The 3,303-nt window shown below is 49.0% G+C and carries 2 rRNA genes; both read left to right on the top strand.

Annotated elements, in window-relative coordinates:
• The first annotated feature begins 88 nt into the window (after positions 1 to 88).
• Positions 89 to 2,973: ribosomal RNA gene (locus tag AB8M93_RS18305) — 23S ribosomal RNA — on the top strand.
• Positions 2,974 to 3,195: 222 nt separating this feature from the next.
• Positions 3,196 to 3,303 (top strand): 5S ribosomal RNA (gene rrf / locus AB8M93_RS18300); the annotation flags it as partial.

Below are 3,303 nucleotides of genomic sequence, written 5' to 3'. Positions count from 1 at the left end.
AGAGATTTATAACTAAAGAAGAGCAAATTATATTAAGTATTTAGGTTCAAAATTGAATTTAAGTACGAGCAAATTAGAAGGTAAAAAGCATACAAGCTAAATAAGGGCGTATGGGGAATGCCTGGGCTCTCAGAGGCGAAGAAGGACGTGATAAGCTGCGAAAAGCTGCGGGGATTGGCACATACGAATTGATCCGCAGGTATCCGAATGGGGCAACCCACTGTATTGAAGATACAGTACATCGTAAGATGGGCAAACCCGGGGAACTGAAACATCTAAGTACCCGGAGGAAGAGAAAACAAAAGTGATTGCGCTAGTAGCGGCGAGCGAACGCGCATTAGCCCAAACCAATGAGTTTACGGACTTATTGGGGTTGTAGGACCACGATATTCGATGCACATAGAACTGGAACATTTTGGAAAGAATGACCGTAGAGGGTGATAGTCCTGTACAGGTACAAATGTGTTATTGATAGTGGTATCCTGAGTAGTGCGGGGCACGGGAAACCCTGTATGAATCTGGCGGGACCATCCGCCAAGGCTAAATACTCCTGAGAGACCGATAGTGAACCAGTACCGTGAGGGAAAGGTGAAAAGAACCGTGAATAACGGAGTGAAATAGATCCTGAAACCATACGCTTACAAGCGGTCGAAGGCTTTACCTTCCCCCTTTTGGGGGTTAGGGGGCTAACGGCGTGCCTTTTGCATAATGAGCCTACGAGTTACCGTTTCCAGCAAGGTTAAGGATTTCAGATCTGGAGCCGTAGCGAAAGCGAGTCTTAATAGGGCGTTATAGTTGGTAATGGTAGACGCGAAACCGTGTGATCTACCCTTGGGCAGGTTGAAGCTGTGGTAACACATAGTGGAGGACCGAACCCGTTGACGTTGAAAAGTCTTGGGATGACCTGAGGGTAGGGGTGAAAGGCCAATCAAACTCGGAAATAGCTCGTACTCCCCGAAATGCATTTAGGTGCAGCGGTACATTAGTTTTATAGAGGTAGAGCTACTGATTGGATGCGGGGGCTTCACCGCCTACCAATTCCTGACAAACTCCGAATGCTATAAAATGATGTGTACCAGTGAGGGCATGGGTGCTAAGGTCCGTGTCCGAGAGGGAAAGAACCCAGACCATCAGCTAAGGTCCCCAAATATATGTTAAGTTGAAGAAACGCGGTTGGACTGCCCAGACAGCTAGGATGTTGGCTTGGAAGCAGCCATTCATTTAAAGAGTGCGTAACAGCTCACTAGTCGAGCGGTCCGGCATGGATAATAATCGGGCATAAACATATTACCGAAGCTATGGCTTCTAACATAAGTTAGAGGGGTAGGGGAGCATTGTAACAACGTTGAAGGTGTACCTGCGAGGGATGCTGGAGTGGTTACAAAAGAAAATGTAGGCATAAGTAACGATAATGCGGGCGAGAAACCCGCACACCGAAAGACCAAGGTTTCCTCAGCTATGCTAATCAGCTGAGGGTTAGTCGGGTCCTAAGGCGAACCCGAAGGGGGTAGTCGATGGACAAGCAGTTAATATTCTGCTACTTGCCCCACGTTAAAGCGGACGGAGGCGTAAAGATGCTGCGTACTGACGGAATAGTACGTTGAAGGGAGTGGTAACACCCCAATAGTACACCAAAGCTACGGCGGCGGTGATAATGCATCGGCGCGACTTCCAAGAAAAGCGAGTGGAGTGCAACCCGTACCGTAAACCGACACAGGTAGTTGGGATGAGAATTCTAAGGTGCTCGAGAGATTCATGGCTAAGGAACTAGGCAAAATGGGCCCGTAACTTCGGGAGAAGGGTCGCCCACACCTTCCACCCCTTTGGGGGTTGGGGGGCTGTGGGCCGCAGTGAAGAGGTCCAGGCGACTGTTTATCAAAAACACAGGACTCTGCTAAATCGAAAGATGACGTATAGGGTCTGACACCTGCCCGGTGCTGGAAGGTTAAGAGGAGATGTTAGCTTTTAGCGAAGCATTGAATTGAAGCCCCAGTAAACGGCGGCCGTAACTATAACGGTCCTAAGGTAGCGAAATTCCTTGTCGGGTAAGTTCCGACCTGCACGAATGGTGCAACGATCTGGACACTGTCTCAGCCATGAGCTCGGTGAAATTGTAGTATCGGTGAAGATGCCGATTACCCGCTACGGGACGAAAAGACCCCGTGCACCTTTACTATAGCTTAGTATTGACTTTGGACAAGTGATGTGTAGGATAGGTGGGAGACATTGAAGCGGTATCGCCAGGTATCGTGGAGTCATTGTTGAAATACCACCCTTTACTTGTTTGAAGCCTAACTTCTGAGAATGAAGGACAGTGCTTGGTGGGTAGTTTGACTGGGGTGGTCGCCTCCAAAAGAGTAACGGAGGCTTCTAAAGGTTCCCTCAGCACGCTTGGTAACCGTGCGCAGAGTGCAATGGCATAAGGGAGCTTGACTGAGAGACATACAGGTCGATCAGGTACGAAAGTAGAGCATAGTGATCCGGTGGCACCGCATGGAAGGGCCATCGCTCAAAGGATAAAAGGTACGCCGGGGATAACAGGCTGATCTCCCCCAAGAGCTCACATCGACGGGGGGGTTTGGCACCTCGATGTCGGCTCGTCACATCCTGGGGCTGGAGAAGGTCCCAAGGGTTGGGCTGTTCGCCCATTAAAGTGGCACGCGAGCTGGGTTCAGAACGTCGTGAGACAGTTCGGTCTCTATCTGTAGTGGGCGTTAGAAATTTGAGTGGACCTGATCCTAGTACGAGAGGACCGGATTGGACCAACCTCTGGTGCACCAGTTGTTCCGCCAGGAGCATTGCTGGGTAGCTACGTTGGGAAGGGATAAGCGCTGAAAGCATATAAGCGCGAAACCCACCACAAGATGAGATTTCTTTAAAGGACCGTGGGAGACGACCACGTTGATAGGCCACAGGTGTAAAGGCAGTAATGTCATAGCCGAGTGGTACTAATCATCCGTAAAGCTTGATGCAAGCCCCCTCCGGCTCCCCCAATAGGGGAGAGAAAAGGAGGGGGCAGAATAGCCTCTAAAACGCATATAATTGTTACTTCCAGGTAGTCTTCTTATGTTCTTTGTTTCTTATAATATGTCAACTTATTAGTCCCTTTGGGACAGTTAAAAGTTGGAAGTTAAAAGTGAGAAAGTAGCATTACTTTTAAACTTTAAGAACTTGACAACATTTTAACTCACAGTTTAAGGTGGTTATGGCAACGGGGCTCACCTCTTCCCATCCCGAACAGAGAAGTTAAGCCCGTTAGCGCAGATGGTACTGCTATTTGTGGGAGAGTATGTCACCGCCTTG

This window comes from Autumnicola aciditolerans (genome assembly GCF_041679265.1).
GTDB lineage: Bacteria > Bacteroidota > Bacteroidia > Flavobacteriales > Flavobacteriaceae > Autumnicola.
The sequence above is the reverse complement of the archived record's forward strand: the minus strand, read 5'-3'. Positions and strand labels throughout refer to the sequence as shown.